A 15,515-nucleotide genomic window follows, 5' to 3' on the forward strand; every position below is an offset into this window, starting at 1 on the left:
CGTGCCTCGCGTGTGGGACCGCGAGCCGGATGCCCCGGAGTGATAGAGAAGTGCAGGTGCGGCCGGGAGTGCTCCCGGCCGCGAGTCGAGGCCGTGCTGGTGTCAGGGGAGCCCCCGGTGGGCAGCCCTGAGGCGTTCATGGTCGTGGCGAGCGTGGTGCCCGCTGTGCGGCACTCTGAGCGCGGGCGCGCGGGCGTCCGCACAGCAGGGAGGAGACGTTGTGGGGGATTTGGTGATCGGCGCCCGCTCGGGTGCCGGAGAGCCCGAAGGCCAGGGCCGTCGGGCGGCCCGGTCCGCCGAGCCGTCGGCACCCTCGGCCGCGGTCGACGACGCCGCGGCCCAGACCGCCGACGAACAGGGCGCCGGGGCCGAGGACTCGCCGGAACCCTCGCAGCCGGAGACCGGGTCGGTGGACGGGTCGGAGTCGGAGGCTGCGGGCAAGCCGCGCAAGCCGCGCTCCTTCTGGAAGGAACTGCCGATCCTGGTCGGGATCGCGCTGATCCTCGCGCTCGTGATCAAGACCTTCTTCGTCCAGGCGTTCTCCATTCCGTCGGAGTCGATGCAGGACACGCTGCAGGTCGGCGACCGCGTCCTGGTCGACAAGCTGACCCCCTGGTTCGGGGCCGAACCCGAGCGCGGCGAGGTCGTGGTCTTCCACGACCCGGGCGGCTGGCTGAGCGACGAGCCGACCTCGCAGAGCAGCAACTCCTTCCTGCGCGGCGTCCAGGACGTGCTCGGCTTCGTCGGTCTGATGCCGTCCGCCAACGAGAAGGACCTGATCAAGCGGGTCATCGCGGTCGGCGGGGACACCGTCGAGTGCGAGGGTGACGGGCCGGTCAAGGTCAACGGCGTCGCGCTCAACGAGCCGTACATCTACCCGGGCAACACCCCCTGTGGTGACCACCCCTTCGGGCCGGTCAAGGTGCCCAAGGGGCGGATCTGGGTGATGGGCGACCACCGCGCCAACTCGCTGGACTCCCGCTTCCACATGGACCAGCCGGGTGGCGGCACCGTCCCGGTGGACAACGTGATCGGGCGCGCCTTCGTGGTGGCCTGGCCGATCAACCACTGGGCGACGCTGCCGGTGCCGGCCACCTTCGACCAGAAGGGCCTGGCTGCGGCCGCGCCGATGGCGCCCCCCGTGGCCGGTGCGGTGGGGGCCGTCGCCCTGCTCCCGCTGGTGCGTCGGGTGCGGGGCCGGGTGGAGCGCCGGTAGGAGTCCTGAGCCCCACCGGGTTGCCCCCGGCTCTTGCGCGGGCCGTGGTACCGACGAGTAATCTGCTCGGACGTGCCACGGCCCGTCGGCGTTCCCGCCGGTGCCTCCGGCGTGCCAGTGGTGTTCTCCGGTCGGCCAGAGGTGGACGGTGTCGATGACCAGTGTCGTGGAGCAGTCGGCCGACCGCGCGCCCGCGCCCGCCCGTGAGCGCCGCCGGCCCGCCGCAGTGCTGCAGGGCGTCGCGCTGGCGCTCGGGCTGGTGCTGATGATCGGCGGCTTCGCCCTCATCGCGGTCGACTACCGGCCGTACAACATCCCCACCGCCTCGATGCACCCGACGCTCCAGATCGGGGACACCGTGCTTGCCCGCAAGGTCGGCGGCGGGGCCGTCGGCCGGGGCGACGTGGTGGTCTTCCGGGACCAGTCCTGGGGCGGCAACGAGCTCATGGTCAAGCGGGTGGTCGCGGTCGGCGGGGACACCGTCGCCACCAGCGGGGACAACCGCCGCCTGACGGTCAACGGACAGCCGGTGGACGAGCCCTACCTCGCGGCCCAGGGCCGCCAGGGCGAGTCGTTCAGCGTGACGGTGCCGCAGGGCCGGCTGTTCCTGCTCGGCGACAACCGGGTCGGCTCGCTCGACTCCCGCACCCACCTGGAGGTCGACGGCGGGACCGTCCCGGCCGAGGCCGTCGAGGCCAGGGTCGAGGCCACCCTGAAGCCCTTCGGCCGGACGGGCCTGCTCGCCCGGACCACCGCCTTCGACGGCTTCGCGGGGCCGGGGGCGTCGAAGCCCGGCCCGCTGGAGCCCGCCGCCTACGCCACCGTCGCCGGCGCGGCACTGATCCTGCTGACGTCGGCGGTGGGCGGGGTGGCCGGCCTGGCCCGCCGGCTCCGCCGGGGGAGCGGCTCCTGAGCGGGGCCGTCGCGGTGCGGGCCGCTCTGCCGAACATCGCCCCGGACGGGGGCGCCGGGTGGCAGGATCGGTAGTGCCACCGATGCGAACGGAAGGAGCGTGGAGCGCCGCCATGACAGCACAGCGCCGCAGGGCGGCGCGGATCCTGTTGCTGGACGGGCTGGACCGCATCCTCCTCTTCCTGGGCACCGACCCGGCGGTCCCCGGGGAGACGTGGTGGTTCACGCCCGGAGGCGGCTTGGAAGCCGGAGAGGACGTGCGCGAGGCCGCCGAGCGCGAGCTCGCGGAGGAGACCGGCTTGCGGGGCGTGGACCTGGGGCCCTTGGTGGCGTACGGCACGGTGTCGTTCTCCTTTCGGGGACAGCGCTACGAGCAGGAGCAGTGGTTCCACCTGGCCCGGACCACGGAGACGGACCCGGCCCTGGACCACTCCGACACGGGCGCGGACGAGCACGCCCAGCTGCTCGCGGCGCGCTGGTGGACTGTCGAGGAACTGAGGGGGACCGGCGAGACGGTGTATCCGGCCGGCCTGGCGGACTTCCTGGAACGGCTGCTGGTCGAGGGCCCGCCGGTGGATCCGGTACGGCTCTGACCGTGGGTGCGGTGGTCCACAATGGGTGGACGTGACAAGTTGAGGGGACGCCTGGATGAGTGCCGAAGATCTCGAGAAGTACGAGACCGAGATGGAGCTCAAGCTCTACCGGGAGTACCGGGACGTCGTCGGCCTGTTCAAGTACGTGATCGAGACCGAGCGACGGTTCTACCTCACCAACGACTACGAGCTGCAGGTGCACTCGGTCCAGGGCGAGGTGTTCTTCGAGGTGTCGATGGCGGATGCGTGGGTCTGGGACATGTACCGGCCGGCCCGGTTCGTCCGCAAGGTCCGGGTGCTGACCTTCAAGGACGTGAACATCGAGGAACTCGCGAAGAGCGACCTGGAGCTGCCCTCGGACGAGTCCGGCTTCGGGAACTGACGTTGGACGACTCCGTCCCGTGTTGTCCAGCCGAATTTCGCGGGATCGGGGCTTCTCACCCCTGCGGGTGACAGGAGTTGTCCACAGGCCCGGGTTATCCACAGGGAAACGGAAAGTCCGGGCCCGGACGGGCGCGGTGGTGCAGCCTCCTCGGCGGAGGTGGTCACCATGCAGCACACCGTCGTGCAGGACCAGGCCGTACCGGACACGGCCGCAGCCGGGAAGGAGTCGCCCGGTACCCCGGACCGCGGCAACCCGGCCCGCAGCACCAGGACCGGGCTCGGCCGCTACGGGGAACGGGTCGCCGCCCGCCGCCTCACCGAGGCCGGGCTCCGCATCCTGGACCGCAACTGGCGCTGCGTCGAGGGCGAGCTGGACATCGTCGCCCTCGACGGCGACACCGTGGCGGTCTGCGAGGTGAAGACCCGCTCCGAGCGGAGCTTCCAACAGCCCACCGAAGCCATCGACCGGGCCAAGGCGGCCCGGCTGCAACGCCTCGCCGAGCGTTGGATGGCCGAGCGCTGGCCCGGTCATTTCGCCCGGCTGGCCGGGGCCGACGACGAGGTGGCGCCGACGGATCCGCACTGGCCCCCCGCCCCGCCGGGCGGGGTGCGGATCGACCTGGTCGCCGTGGTCAACCGGGCGCGGGGTGCGGCCCTGGTCGACCACCTGCGGGGGGTGGTCTGAGATGGCCTTCGCCCGTACCTGTTCCGTCGCGCTGGTCGGCGTCGACGGGGTGATCGTCGAGGTCCAGGCCGATCTGGAGCCCGGGGTGGCCGCGTTCACCCTGGTCGGCCTGCCCGACAAGGCGCTCACCGAGGCCCGAGACCGGGTCCGCGCCGCGGTGGTGAACAGCGGCGAGGCCTGGCCCCAGCGCAAGCTGACGGTCGGCCTCAGCCCCGCCTCGGTGCCCAAGAGCGGTAGCGGCTTCGACCTCGCGGTGGCCTGCGCCGTGCTGGCCGCCGCCGAGCGGCTCGACCCCTCCGCCATCGCCGACCTGCTGATCATCGGCGAGCTGGGGCTGGACGGCCGGGTGCGGCCGGTCCGCGGGGTGCTGCCGTCGGTGCTGGCGGCCGCCGAAGCCGGCTACGAACGGGTCGTGGTCGCCGAGCAGACCGCGCCCGAGGCCTCGCTCGTCCCCGGGGTCACGGTCATCGGCGTCCGCAGCCTGCGCCAACTGGTCGCGATCCTGACCGGCGGGACGGCGCCGGAGGAGCCGCCCGACCCGGTCGGGGGCCGGCCGGATCCGCTGATGGCCGGGCTGATGCTGCCCTGCGCGAGTGTGCGGGGCCTCTCCGAGGACAAGGCCTCCCGCCTCGACATGGCCGACGTGGCCGGCCAGTACGAAGCACGGCGAGCCCTGGAGATCGCCGCCGCCGGAGGACACCACCTCTACCTGAAGGGCCCGCCCGGCGCGGGCAAGACCATGCTGGCGGAGCGACTGCCCGCGCTGCTCCCGCCGCTGACGCAGAAGGAGGCACTGGAGGTCACGGCCGTGCACTCGGTGGCGGGCCTGCTCCCGGTCGGTCGGCCGCTGATCGACACCGCGCCCTACTGCGCCCCGCACCACTCCACCACGATGCCCGCGATCGTCGGCGGCGGCAGCGGACTGCCGAGGCCGGGCGCGGTCTCGCTGGCCCACCGAGGCGTGCTGTTCCTGGACGAGGCGCCGGAGTTCCCGGTCCGGGTGCTCGACGCGCTGCGCCAGCCGCTGGAGTCGGGCGAGGTGGTGATCGCCCGTTCGGCCGGATCGCTCCGGCTCCCGGCCCGCTTCCTCCTCTGCCTGGCCGCCAACCCCTGTCCGTGTGGTCGGCACTCCCGGCGCGGCGAGGGCTGCGAGTGCACGCCGGTGATGGTCAACCGCTACCAGGGGCGGCTCTCCGGGCCGCTGCTCGACCGGGTCGACCTCCAGGTCCAGGTCGCCCCGGTGACGAGGATCGAACTCATGGAGCGGGACGCCACGGCGGAGAGCACCGAAACCGTCGCGGCCCGGGTGCGGGCCGCACGGGAGCGGGCGGCGGCCCGGCTGGCGAACACCCCGTGGCGGACCAACGCGGAGGTCCCGGGCCACGAGTTGCGCACGCGCTGGCAGCTCGCGCCCGGCGCGCTCAACGACGTCTCACGCCAGCTGGAACGGGGGGTGTTGACCGCCCGGGGCCTGGACCGGGTGCTCCGGGTCGCCTGGACGGTCGCCGACCTCGCCGGTCGCGACCGGCCGGACCGGCGGGACGTGCGCACGGCCCTGGTCCTGCGCACCGGGGTGGAGCAGGGGCTGCCGCCGATCGAGCGGACCTTCGGCAGGCTCGGGGGCATCCCGGCCCAGCGCGGCGGCCCGCCGGACGTGGGTCGGCGGGGGGCACCAGAGGAGCCCGCGGAGCGGACGGAGGACGGGACATGACGCAGCAGGTGGGACACCCCCACGACGTGGTCGGGGCCACCGCCGACCCCACCGGTACCGTCGGCACCACCGTCCCTGCGGGCACCACCGTCCCTGCGGGCACCACAGGCCCTGCGGGCCCCGCGGCGGCGACCGAGCCCGAGCGCCTGGCCCGCGCCCTGCTCTGCCGGCTCAGCGAACCCGGGGACGCGGTGGTCGGCCGCTGGCTCGGCCGGCTCCCCGCCGTCGACGTGGTCCGGGCGATCCGGGACGGGACGGTGCCGGACCACCCGGGGCTGGATTCCGCCCGGCTGGCCGGTTACCAGGCGAGACTCCCGGGGCTGGACCCGGAGACGGACCTGAAACGGGTACGGCGCGCCGGCGGACGGTTCATCATTCCGGGGGACACGGAATGGCCCAGCCAACTCGACGACCTGGGAGACGGGCGCCCCGTCGGTCTCTGGACGACGGGCACCGGCTCGCTGAGGCTGCTCGCGCTGCGCTCGGTCTCGGTGGTGGGCTCCCGGGCCTGCACGGCGTACGGCGCCCACGTCGCCGGAGAGCTGTCGGCCCAACTCGCCGAGCGCGGCTGGGTCGTGGTGTCCGGAGCCGCCTACGGGATCGACGCGGCAGCCCACCGCGGCGCGCTCGCCGTCGGCGGGATGACCGTGGCGGTGCTGGCCTGCGGGGTCGACGTGCCCTACCCGAAGGGGAACGCCGAACTGATCCGGCGGATCGGCGTCCAGGGCCTGCTGATCAGTGAACTCCCGCCCGGCGAGCACCCGAACCGGTTCCGCTTCGTCCTCAGGAACCGGGTCATCGCGGCACTCACCCGGGGCACCGTGGTGGTCGAGGCGGCCGTCCGCAGCGGAGCCCTGAGCACGGCCAGGCGGGCGCGGGACCTCAACCGCCACACCATGGGCGTCGCCGGCCCGGTGACCTCGGAGCTCTCGGCCGGGGTGCACGCCCTGATCCGCAGCGGCGCCGCCACCCTGGTCACCGACGCGGCCGAGATCACCGAGCTGATCGGAGCGATCGGGGACGACCTGGCCCCGCAGCGCAGCGGGCCGGTGCTGCCGCGCGACCTGCTGGAGCCTCCGGTGGCCCGGGTCCTGGAGGCCGTGCCGGCGACGGCAGCGGGCGCGCCGGTCGAGCGGCTGGCCCGTCAGTCCGGCCTCCCGCCGGACGAAGTGCTCCAGCGGCTCTACGAGTTGGGCTCGCTCGGCTACGTCGAGCGACACGGCGCGCACTGGCGCATGGTGCGGAGGAGGTGAGTATCCGGACGGAGAACAGGCGTGCGCCGGGGGAGGGCGTGTCCGAACCGCCCGGCTGACCTGCTGATCCGGTTCTTCCGCTCGCGTGCCCGGATCCGGTGAGTCAACGCCACCGGATCGGGGGACGACCGAGTGGTGGTAGCGCTTTGCAGCGAGTCGGTCACGCTACGCTCCACATGCCTTCCCTATCAGCACATGACTCGGCAGAACGGCGCAGACCAACGCATGCCCACACACATTCCCGGACACAGAGTGACCGGTGGCGCTCGGTCCTCGGGAGGGCCGCGGACCGAGCGGCGCCCCGCGACCGAGTTCCCGCCCAAGTCGGCGGGGACGATGGGAGGCCTGTCTCGTCAGGGCGGCCGGCCGACGGTGGTCCCGGGCCAGCCCGCGGACACGGCCCGGGGTGCCGAGGCGGTCCGGGCCGCTGACGCGCCGGCGGACGTACCCGTCGGCGCGCCGGCCGGCTCACCCGAGGACGCCGGACGGGCCGGGCGGGACACCGCGGCCCAGGGGCGCAGCGCGCTCGAGGAACTCTGGCGCTCCTACAAGGAGAGCAGCGACCAGCGACTGCGCGAGCAGCTGATCCTCCACTACTCACCACTCGTCAAGTACGTGGCGGGCCGGGTCGGGGTCGGCCTGCCCTCCAACGTCGAGCAGGCGGACTTCGTCTCCTCCGGGGTCTTCGGGCTGATCGACGCGATCGAGAAGTTCGACATCGACCGCGCCATCAAGTTCGAGACCTACGCGATCAGCAGGATCCGCGGCGCGATCATCGACGAGCTGCGCGCCCTGGACTGGATCCCGCGCTCGGTGCGGCAGAAGGCGAAAGCCGTCGAGCGGACGTACGCGACGCTGGAGGCCCGGCTGCGCCGGACGCCGCACGATCCCGAGGTCGCGGCGGAGATGGGCATCGCGATCGAGGACCTGCACGCCATCTTCAGCCAGCTGTCGCTCGCCAATGTGGTGGCCCTGGATGAGCTGCTCCACCCGGTAGGGGAGGGTGGCGACCGGCTGAGCCTGATGGACACCCTGGAGGACCACGGCGCGGACAACCCGGTCGAGGTGGCCGAGGACCGCGAGCTGCGCAGGCTGCTGGCCCAGGCCGTCAACACCCTCCCCGAGCGGGAGAAGACCGTGGTGACGCTCTACTACTACGAGGGCCTCACCCTCGCCGAGATCGGACAGGTGCTGGGGGTGACGGAGAGTCGGGTGAGCCAGATCCACACCAAGTCCGTCCTCCAGCTGCGCGCCAAGCTCTCGGACGTTCGGTAGCGCGGGGGCTCGGAGCCGCACCCGCCCGGTGGTCCGCGGGCCGCTCGCCCGTCTGTCCGTGTGCCCGCCCGTCCGCAGGCCCGCCGGCCCCGGCCCGCACGCACGCCCCCGGTCCCGGGCGTCCGGCGCAGCAGGGTTCGCCCGCCCGGCCCGGCCGCCCGGCGGGCCGCGCGGCCGGGCCGTGCCGGCTCCTCATGCGCGGCGCCTTATCAGCCGTCGGTAGGGCTCCGTACAGTGGGAGCGTGCCGAAGATCCGAGCGGCCACGGTGGCCGAGCATCGCCAGCTGCAGCGCGCAGCCCTCCTCGACGCTGCCCGCAGCCTGCTCACCGAGGGCGGCAAGGAGGCGCTGACCTTCCCCGCGCTCGCCGCGCGGACGGGGCTGGCGCGCTCCTCGGTCTACGAGTACTTCCGCTCCCGCGCCGCCGTGGTCGAGGCGCTCTGCGAGGTGGACTTCCCGCTCTGGGCCGCCGAGATCGAGGCCGGGATGGAGAGCCGCGACACTGCCGCCGAGCGGATCGAGGCGTACGTCCGGGGCCAGCTGGCGCTGGCAGCCGACCCGCGTCACCGCGCGGTCGTGGCGATCTCGGCGCTGGAGCTCGACGGGGCCGCGCGCGAGCGGATCCGGGCGGCGCACGGCAGGCTGGCCGGTCTGGTCGTTCGGGCGCTGGAGGACCTGGGCCACGAACGGCCCCGGCTCGCCGCGGCGCTGTTGCAGGGCGTGGTGGAGGCCGCCGTCCGTCGAGCCGAGCAGGCGGTCGCGGGTGAGCGCACCGGGTGCCTGGCCGAGAACCCCGAGGAGATCGCGGATGCCGCCGTCGCCCTCGCGCTGCACGGCCTGAGCCGAGCGTGACCGGCAGTGCCTGACCGACCGGGCCTGATCGACCGGGCCTGACCGACCGGCTGCCCGTTGTCGGCCGATCGCTCGTCGGCCGGTAGCTCGACGGCCGCCTGCCGCTGACCGACGCCCCGCTGCCCACCGACGCCCCGCTGCTGACCGACGCCCCGCCGCTCGCCGCGCGTCAGCCGCCCGTCGGCCGTCCGTCGTTCGCCGGCCCGGGGCCCAGCGGCAGCAGGCGGGCCCGGCCTGTGCCGAACAGGGTCAGCGGGTCCAGGTAGCGGCGTCCGCGCAGCAGCCCCCAGTGCAGGCAGTCGCCTGCGGTGCAGTGCCGTCCCTCCGGGGCGAGCCGGCCGATCACCTGTCCGGCGGCTACCGCGGTGCCGACCGGGAGGGAGCCGGTGACCGGTAGGTAGGTGGTCCGGAGCGGGGGAGACCCCGAACCGGGGTGGGAGACGGTCACCACCGGACGCCCGGCCACCGATCCGGAGAACGCGATCACCCCGGCGGCCGCCACCCGTACCTCCGCCCCGGGCTCGGCGGCGAGGTCCACGCCCCGGTGCCCGGCGGCCCAGGGCGCGGTCGGCGGTTCGAACCGTCCCAGGAGTCCGGGGGCTCCGCCCACCGGCCAGGCCCGTGTGCCGCTCCGGCCGGGTCCCCCGCCGGAGCCGCCCGCCGCACCCGCCGTGGCCCCCACCGCCCCAGCCCCGGCCCCGGCCACCCCCCTTGTGCCCGCTTGCGTTCCCGCCCGTAGTCCCGCCGGGTCCGTCACCCCGGCGGCCCCGGCCCGGGGCACCCCGAGTGCCCCCACCACCCCCAGCACCACCCCCACGGCGACCAGCCCCCGAATTCCGACGAACCACGCACGAGCAGTCATGCGCGAAGGTTGGCCGTCCGCCCGCGGCCGCACCACCCGCATCCGGATTCCTGTGGACAAACCGCCCCCGTGCCCGATCGCCGTCCCTCCGGCGGGTGTACGGGCGCCGCCATCCGGTGTATGTGCGGCATACCGGTGACGATCCGCGGGCAGGCAGCCGACCGGCGCACGCACGCTCCCGCACGCCACCGGAACCGGCCGGGGCGCCCGCGGGCGGCACTCGCCGCCGCCCTGCGCCGACCCGCCCGTCCGGGCCGATCCCGGACTCTTCCCAGGTCCCCGGCAGGCCCCCGGCCGCTCGTGAAGTCGCCCGCCGCTCGGCGCTTCCCGTACACTTCACACGCGACCCGGTCCGCCGGGTCGACTTCGCACGCCCCGCCACCGGTGGTCGGACACGGTTCTTCCGCGGCCCCGCCAGGTGCGAGTGCCGCTCGGTCCGCCGAGCCCGACCGGCCCCGGCCGAGCGGGTGGAAAGCGGCTCGGCACGTTCGGGGCGTCAGGCGTGGCTGTCACCTGGCCGCCACGGAAACCGAGCCTGACCCGGCTGCGGACGGTCGTCACTGCGACGAGCCGCCACCGCCGGGCCGTAACACCTGAGGAGCACGGCTATGGCCGTCGTCACGATGCGGGAGCTGCTGGAGAGCGGCGTCCACTTCGGTCACCAGACCCGCCGCTGGAACCCGAAGATGAAGCGCTTCATCATCACGGAGCGCAACGGCATCTACATCATCGACCTCCTGCAGTCGCTGAACTACATCGACCGCGCCTTCGAGTTCATCAAGGAGACCGTTGCCCACGGCGGCAGCGTCCTCTTCGTCGGCACGAAGAAGCAGGCCCAGGAGGCCATCGCCGAGCAGGCCACCCGCGTGGGCATGCCCTACGTGAACCAGCGCTGGCTCGGCGGCATGCTGACCAACTTCTCGACCGTCTACAAGCGTCTGCAGCGCCTCAAGGAGCTCGGCGAGCTGGACTTCTCGGACGTGGCCGGTTCCGGCCTCACCAAGAAGGAGCTCCTGGTCCTCCAGCGCGAGCACGACAAGCTGGAGAAGACCCTCGGCGGTATCCGCGACATGCAGCGTGTTCCCAGCGCCGTCTGGATCGTGGACACCAAGAAGGAGCACATCGCGGTCGGCGAGGCCCGGAAGCTCAACATCCCGGTCGTCGCCATCCTCGACACCAACTGTGACCCCGACGAGGTCGACTACAAGATCCCGGGCAACGACGACGCGATCCGCTCCGTCACCCTGCTGACCCGCGTGATCGCCGACGCCGTCGCCGAGGGCCTGAAGTCCCGCGCCGGTGTCGCCAAGGGCGACGCGAAGGCCGAGCCGGGCGCCGACCAGCCGCTGGCCGACTGGGAGAAGGACCTCATCGAGGGCGAGAAGAAGGCCGAGGAGGCCCCCGCCGCCGCCGAGGCCCCCGCCGCCGAGGATCCGGCCGCCGAGGCCCCCGCTGCCGAGGCTCCCGCTGCCGAGGCTCCCGCCGCCGAGGCGCCGGCCGAGCAGGCCTGACGTACCAAGGGTGAGGGGCACCCACCGGTACGACGCCGGTAGGTGCCCCTCTCTCCCGCGCCGGGACCGAACCATCGGTCCCGGCGCATCCCCACGCAGACACGCGAGACGCGAGAAGAGATTCACACCATGGCGAACTTCACCGCCGCGGACGTCAAGAAGCTCCGTGAGCTCACCGGCGCCGGCATGATGGACTGCAAGAAGGCCCTGGACGAGGCCGAGGGCAACGTCGAGAAGGCCGTCGAGCTCCTGCGCATCAAGGGCCAGAAGGGCGTTGCCAAGCGCGAGGGCCGTGACGCCTCCAACGGCGCCGTCGCCGCCCTGATCGCCGAGGACAAGAAGTCCGGCGTCCTGGTCGAGCTGAACTGCGAGACGGACTTCGTCGCCAAGGGTGACAACTTCGTCCAGGTCGCCGACGCCATCGCCGCCCACGTCGCCAAGACCGTCCCGGCCGACCTGGACGCCGCCCTGGCTTCCGAGATCGAGGCCGGCAAGACCGTCCAGCAGTTCGTGGACGAGGCCAACGCGACCCTGGGCGAGAAGATCGTCTTCCGTCGCTTCGCCCAGTTCGCCGGTGACGGCTTCGTCGCGGTCTACCTGCACAAGACCAGCCCCGACCTGCCGCCGGCCGTCGGCGTCCTGGTCGAGCTGGACAAGGAGAACGCCGAGGTCGCCAAGGACGTCGCGCAGCACATCGCCGCCTTCGCCCCGAAGTACCTGTCCCGCGAGGACATCCCGGCCGAGGACCTCGAGAACGAGCGCCGCGTCGCCGAGGCCACCGCTCGCGAGGAGGGCAAGCCCGAGGCCGCCCTGCCGAAGATCGTCGAGGGTCGCGTCACCGGCTTCGTGAAGGAGCACTCCGTCCTGGAGCAGGCCTTCGCCAAGGACAACAAGAAGACCGTCGCCAAGGTCCTCGAGGAGAACGGCGTCGCCCTCAAGCGCTTCGCCCGCTTCCGCGTCGGCGCCTGAGCCACGTTCCACCTGGTCCCCGGTCCCTTTAGGCTGGGAACCGCCCCCGCCCGCTGACCAGGGCGGGCGGAACGCCGAACGGGCTCACCCAGCGCCAACCGCCCACGGGCGGGCTCGCGTCGGCACCATGAACGACGAGGAGGCCATTGCCGTGCAGGACACCGAACCGGTTCCCGCGGCAGTGGCCTCCTCGCGTGTACGCGCAGGCGGGGCATCCGCACACCCGCGCCTGTGACCAGTAGGTGCAAAAAGGAGAAGTCCATGCAGGAGACGCAGGAGACCGCGCAGGACCCCAAGGACGGCTCGCGCCGCCGGGTGCTGCTCAAGCTGTCCGGTGAAGCCTTCGCCGGTGGTGGCGGGCTCGGCGTCGACCCGGACGTCGTGCACGCGATCGCCCGGGAGATCGCCACGGTCGTCCGCGCCGGTACCGAGGTCGCGGTGGTCATCGGCGGAGGCAACTTCTTCCGGGGCGCCGAGCTGCAGGTCCGCGGGATGGACCGGGCCCGCTCCGACTACATGGGCATGCTCGGCACCGTCATGAACTGCCTGGCGCTGCAGGACTTCCTGGTCAAGGAAGGCATCGAGACCCGGGTCCAGACCGCCATCACCATGGGCCAGGTCGCGGAGCCGTACCTGCCGCTGCGGGCCGTCCGGCACCTGGAGAAGGGCCGCGTGGTGATCTTCGGCGCGGGTATGGGCATGCCGTACTTCTCCACCGACACCACGGCCGTCCAGCGCGCGCTGGAGATCCACGCCGACGTCCTGCTGATGGGCAAGAACGGCGTGGACGGCGTCTACGACTCCGACCCGCGGACCAACCCGGACGCGGTCAAGTTCGACGCGCTGGAGTACTCCGAGGTCATCGCGCGCGACCTCAAGGTCGCCGACCTCACCGCGATCACGCTGTGCAAGGACAACAACCTCCCGATGCTGGTCTTCGAACTGCTGGCGGAGGGCAATATCGCGCGTGCGGTGAAGAGTGAGAAGATCGGCACACTCATCAGCCAGGATTCTGTCCGGGCCTGAGCAGCAACCAGTTGTACGGAACGGCGCGGGAGCCGCGACCGGCGACCGCGCCGGCACCGGTCGGAACAACAGCAGATGAACCGGACAGGGAGACCACAGTGATCGAAGAGACCCTCCTCGAGGCCGAGGAGAAGATGGAGAAGGCCGTCGGCGTCGCCAAGGACGACCTCGCGGCCATCCGCACCGGCCGCGCGCACCCGGCGATGTTCGCCAAGATCGTCGCGGAGTACTACGGCGCCATCACGCCGATCAACCAGCTGGCCTCGTTCTCGGTGCCGGAGCCCCGGATGGCGGTCGTCTCGCCGTTCGACAAGACCGCGCTGAAGGCCATCGAGCAGGCGATCCGCGACTCCGACCTGGGCGTCAACCCGTCGAACGACGGTTCCATCATCCGCGTGGTGCTGCCCGAGCTGACCGAGGAGCGCCGCCGGGAGTTCATCAAGATCGCCCGGACCAAGGGCGAGGACGCCAAGGTCTCGATCCGGGCCGTGCGCCGCAAGGCCAAGGACGCCATCGACAAGCTCGTCAAGGACGGCGAGGTCGGCGAGGACGACGGCCGCCGCGGCGAGAAGGAGCTCGACGACACCACGGCCAAGTACGTGGCCCAGGTCGACGAGCTGCTGAAGCACAAGGAATCCGAGCTGCTCGAGGTCTGATGAACGACGCCCCTGACGCCCCTGGCTACTGGGGCCCGTCCGACCAGCAGTTCCAGCCCTACCGCCCGGCGCCGCACCCGCAGCAGCAGGCACCCCGTACCCCGGCCCACCCGGCGCCGGGGTACGGCGAGCCGCCGGCGCCGGTCCAGGGACACCCCGGCCACCCGGGCGGCCCGATGGTGCCCCCGGGCGCGCCGGGTGCCGTCCCGGCCGGCCGGGGCCTCCGTTCGGATCACTCGCAGCAGCCTCCGGTGTACTGGGGCGGCGACGCGGAGGAGACTCAGGTCATGCCTCCCGTACCGGCCGACCCCGGCCCGCCCCCCGGTGTGCCCGGCCGCACCCGGCCGACCGGTCACGGCCCGGCCTCCTCGGGCGGTCAGCCCGGTCAGCCCGGTCAGCCCGGTCAGCCCCGCCGCCCCGCTCCCGGTGGCCCGGCCGACCCCGCCGCGGGGCTGGCCAGGGAGGCCGGCCGGCTGAGCGGGCCGCTGTTCCGGGACGAGCAGCCCGAGGCCGCGCCGCCCGGTGTGACGGAGACGGTCGTGCTGCGCGCGATACCCGACGACACCGCCCCCGCCCCGGGCAGCCCGCCGCACCCGGGGGCACCGGTGCACCCCGCGCCGCCGCTCAGCCACCCGGCGGCCGGGCATCCCCACTTCGTGCCGTCGTCCCACCCAGGGCAGGAGACACCCGTGGCCGCCCAGCCCGACCCGCAGCCGCAGCCGCGCAAGCAGCGCGGTGGCCGTAACCTCCAGGCCGCCATAGGCGTCGGGGTCGGCCTCGGCGCGGTGATCGTCGCCTCGCTGTTCGTGGTGAAGGCGTTGTTCCTGGTCGTCGTGATGGCCGCGGTCGCGGTCGGCATCTGGGAGCTGACCAGCCGGCTCGCCGAGCGCAAGCAGATCAAGGCACCGCTGATCCCGCTGGTAGTGGGCGGCATCGCCATGGTTGCCACCGGCTACTGGTCCGGGGTCCAGTGGGCCGCGGCCTCGCTCGCGCTGACCGGGCTGGCGGTGATGGTCTGGCGGATGGCCGAGCCACCGGAGGACTACCTGCGGGACATAACGGCAGGGGTGTTCACCGCCTTCTACGTGCCGTTCCTGGCCACCTTCGTGGCGATGATGCTGGCGGCCGACGACGGCCCCCAGCGGATCGTGCTCTTCCTGATCGTCACGATCTGCAGCGACACCGGCGCCTACGCCGTGGGCTACAAGTTCGGCCGGACCAAGCTGGCCCCGACGATCAGCCCCGGCAAGACCCGCGAAGGCCTGGCCGGCGGCATCGCCCTGTCGATGCTGGCGGGCGCGGTGCTGATGCAACTGATCATTGACGACGGCAGCTGGTGGCAGGGCCTGATCCTGGGTGGCTGCGCGGCGGTCACCGCGACGCTTGGCGACCTGGGCGAGTCGATGATCAAGCGCGACCTCGGGATCAAGGACATGGGCACGCTGCTGCCCGGCCACGGCGGCATCATGGACCGGCTGGACTCGCTCCTGCCGACCGCTCCGGTGGTCTGGCTGCTGCTGGCGGCCTTCGTCGGCAGCTGACCCGCCCCACGTGCACGAAGGAGGGCCCCGGACGCCTGGCGTCCGGGGCCCCCGCGCGTCTGCGACACTG

At 73.1% G+C, this 15,515-nt stretch carries 15 protein-coding genes; 14 read left to right on the forward strand and 1 reads right to left on the reverse strand.

Annotated features, from left to right (window positions below; translation table 11 throughout):
• Positions 1 to 220 precede the first annotated feature (220 nt).
• The 9 genes from lepB (AB0D10_RS29920) to AB0D10_RS29960 all read left to right on the forward strand — a co-directional run bounded on the left by lepB (AB0D10_RS29920) (position 221) and on the right by AB0D10_RS29960 (position 8,880).
• Positions 221 to 1,216: a signal peptidase I gene (gene lepB, locus AB0D10_RS29920; RefSeq protein ID WP_360262065.1), complete on the forward strand. Its 996-nt coding sequence runs from the start codon at positions 221 to 223 to the stop codon at positions 1,214 to 1,216.
• 154 nt (positions 1,217 to 1,370) lie between these two features.
• Positions 1,371 to 2,129, forward strand: a complete 759-nt coding sequence (gene lepB, locus AB0D10_RS29925) for a signal peptidase I (protein WP_360262066.1) — start codon at positions 1,371 to 1,373, stop codon at positions 2,127 to 2,129.
• 112 nt (positions 2,130 to 2,241) lie between these two features.
• Complete coding sequence (locus AB0D10_RS29930; RefSeq protein ID WP_360262067.1) at positions 2,242 to 2,721, forward strand: NUDIX domain-containing protein; 480 nt, start codon at positions 2,242 to 2,244, stop codon at positions 2,719 to 2,721.
• A 55-nt stretch (positions 2,722 to 2,776) separates the two neighbouring features.
• Complete coding sequence (locus AB0D10_RS29935) at positions 2,777 to 3,103, forward strand: DUF2469 domain-containing protein (protein WP_030056781.1); 327 nt, start codon at positions 2,777 to 2,779, stop codon at positions 3,101 to 3,103.
• A gap of 168 nt (positions 3,104 to 3,271) precedes the next feature.
• On the forward strand, positions 3,272 to 3,790 hold the full coding sequence (locus AB0D10_RS29940; RefSeq protein WP_360262068.1) for a YraN family protein: 519 nt from the start codon (positions 3,272 to 3,274) through the stop codon (positions 3,788 to 3,790).
• A gap of 1 nt (position 3,791) precedes the next feature.
• A complete protein-coding gene (locus AB0D10_RS29945) occupies positions 3,792 to 5,501 on the forward strand; it encodes a YifB family Mg chelatase-like AAA ATPase (protein WP_360262069.1) in 1,710 nt (569 codons plus the stop codon).
• Positions 5,498 to 6,754, forward strand: coding sequence for a DNA-processing protein DprA (dprA, locus tag AB0D10_RS29950; protein WP_360262070.1), 1,257 nt, complete (start codon positions 5,498 to 5,500; stop codon positions 6,752 to 6,754). The genes AB0D10_RS29945 and dprA overlap by 4 nt, the downstream gene beginning before the upstream one ends.
• Positions 6,755 to 7,090: 336 nt before the next feature.
• Positions 7,091 to 8,029: an RNA polymerase sigma factor WhiG gene (gene whiG, locus AB0D10_RS29955; RefSeq protein ID WP_360262071.1), complete on the forward strand. Its 939-nt coding sequence runs from the start codon at positions 7,091 to 7,093 to the stop codon at positions 8,027 to 8,029.
• 266 nt (positions 8,030 to 8,295) lie between these two features.
• Positions 8,296 to 8,880: a helix-turn-helix domain-containing protein gene (locus AB0D10_RS29960; protein WP_360262095.1), complete on the forward strand. Its 585-nt coding sequence runs from the start codon at positions 8,296 to 8,298 to the stop codon at positions 8,878 to 8,880.
• Between the two features lie 169 nt (positions 8,881 to 9,049).
• On the opposite strand, the gene AB0D10_RS29965 is transcribed toward AB0D10_RS29960, so the two are convergent.
• Positions 9,050 to 9,490: a M23 family metallopeptidase gene (locus tag AB0D10_RS29965; RefSeq protein WP_360262072.1), complete on the reverse strand. Its 441-nt coding sequence runs from the start codon at positions 9,488 to 9,490 to the stop codon at positions 9,050 to 9,052.
• A gap of 860 nt (positions 9,491 to 10,350) precedes the next feature.
• Here AB0D10_RS29965 and rpsB point away from each other — a divergent pair.
• The 5 genes from rpsB to AB0D10_RS29990 all read left to right on the forward strand — a co-directional run bounded on the left by rpsB (position 10,351) and on the right by AB0D10_RS29990 (position 15,445).
• Positions 10,351 to 11,253 (forward strand): 30S ribosomal protein S2, encoded by a 903-nt coding sequence (gene rpsB / locus AB0D10_RS29970; RefSeq protein ID WP_360262073.1) that lies wholly within the window; start codon positions 10,351 to 10,353, stop codon positions 11,251 to 11,253.
• 129 nt (positions 11,254 to 11,382) lie between these two features.
• The gene (gene tsf, locus AB0D10_RS29975; RefSeq protein WP_360262074.1) at positions 11,383 to 12,222 is read left to right on the forward strand and encodes a translation elongation factor Ts; all 840 of its coding nucleotides are present in this window, start codon (positions 11,383 to 11,385) and stop codon (positions 12,220 to 12,222) included.
• Positions 12,223 to 12,483: 261 nt separating this feature from the next.
• The gene (gene pyrH, locus AB0D10_RS29980; RefSeq protein WP_189923573.1) at positions 12,484 to 13,248 is read left to right on the forward strand and encodes a UMP kinase; all 765 of its coding nucleotides are present in this window, start codon (positions 12,484 to 12,486) and stop codon (positions 13,246 to 13,248) included.
• A 98-nt stretch (positions 13,249 to 13,346) separates the two neighbouring features.
• Positions 13,347 to 13,904, forward strand: coding sequence for a ribosome recycling factor (frr, locus tag AB0D10_RS29985; RefSeq protein WP_360262075.1), 558 nt, complete (start codon positions 13,347 to 13,349; stop codon positions 13,902 to 13,904).
• Positions 13,905 to 14,356: 452 nt separating this feature from the next.
• Positions 14,357 to 15,445, forward strand: coding sequence for a phosphatidate cytidylyltransferase (locus AB0D10_RS29990; RefSeq protein ID WP_360262096.1), 1,089 nt, complete (start codon positions 14,357 to 14,359; stop codon positions 15,443 to 15,445).
• Positions 15,446 to 15,515: the final 70 nt, after the last annotated feature.

Source organism: Kitasatospora sp. NPDC048545 (assembly GCF_040651155.1).
Taxonomy (GTDB): domain Bacteria; phylum Actinomycetota; class Actinomycetes; order Streptomycetales; family Streptomycetaceae; genus Kitasatospora.

Excerpts from the sequence above, each read along its gene's own strand:
- lepB (WP_360262066.1), top strand. The coding sequence starts at position 1,371 with ATGACCAGTGTCGTGGAGCAGTCGGCCGACCGCGCGCCCGCGCCCGCC.
- AB0D10_RS29930 (WP_360262067.1), top strand. The coding sequence starts at position 2,242 with ATGACAGCACAGCGCCGCAGGGCGGCGCGGATCCTGTTGCTGGACGGG.
- AB0D10_RS29935 (WP_030056781.1), top strand. The coding sequence starts at position 2,777 with ATGAGTGCCGAAGATCTCGAGAAGTACGAGACCGAGATGGAGCTCAAG.
- AB0D10_RS29940 (WP_360262068.1), top strand. The coding sequence starts at position 3,272 with ATGCAGCACACCGTCGTGCAGGACCAGGCCGTACCGGACACGGCCGCA.
- AB0D10_RS29945 (WP_360262069.1), top strand. The coding sequence starts at position 3,792 with ATGGCCTTCGCCCGTACCTGTTCCGTCGCGCTGGTCGGCGTCGACGGG.
- dprA (WP_360262070.1), top strand. The coding sequence starts at position 5,498 with ATGACGCAGCAGGTGGGACACCCCCACGACGTGGTCGGGGCCACCGCC.
- whiG (WP_360262071.1), top strand. The coding sequence starts at position 7,091 with ATGGGAGGCCTGTCTCGTCAGGGCGGCCGGCCGACGGTGGTCCCGGGC.
- rpsB (WP_360262073.1), top strand. The coding sequence starts at position 10,351 with ATGGCCGTCGTCACGATGCGGGAGCTGCTGGAGAGCGGCGTCCACTTC.
- tsf (WP_360262074.1), top strand. The coding sequence starts at position 11,383 with ATGGCGAACTTCACCGCCGCGGACGTCAAGAAGCTCCGTGAGCTCACC.
- pyrH (WP_189923573.1), top strand. The coding sequence starts at position 12,484 with ATGCAGGAGACGCAGGAGACCGCGCAGGACCCCAAGGACGGCTCGCGC.